The sequence below is a fragment of the Psychrobacter sp. TB20-MNA-CIBAN-0197 genome (genome assembly GCF_040309765.1).
GTDB lineage: Bacteria > Pseudomonadota > Gammaproteobacteria > Pseudomonadales > Moraxellaceae > Psychrobacter > Psychrobacter submarinus.
On sequence record NZ_JBEOPC010000211.1, the window covers coordinates 1 to 357 of the forward strand.

Annotated in this window: 1 protein-coding gene; it reads right to left on the minus strand. The window is 42.3% G+C overall.

All coding sequences use genetic code 11. The annotated features are described in order from the left end of the window. On the minus strand, positions 1-357 hold a 357-nt coding region (locus tag AAEY83_RS13360; protein ID WP_351059512.1), incomplete at both ends, for an aromatic amino acid transport family protein.

Sequence of the window (357 nt, forward strand, 5' to 3'; positions counted from 1 at the left end):
GTACATAAGGCGTTAACATATAAAACAGGCTGGCAAGTACCACTATTTTTATTGAAAACAGCACTCTATTAAATTTATCGACCTTACTGGTACCCAGAGTTACGACACCAGCAATTAAAACCGCCAGTAAAACAGAGGCCAGTTGCGGTGCAATACTCACGTTAAACCCCGTGTTTATGCGATCTTGAAGTTGTGCGCCACCACCAGCAATATAAGCTGCACACAAAGCGTAAAATAAAAATATCACCGAAAAGTTAGCTACATATTGCCCACGTTTGCCAAGACAAAGTTTAGCTAAGGTATTTAGCGTCGCATCGCGAGGAGCATATTGATGGAGCTCAAGCATTAGCAGTGCAG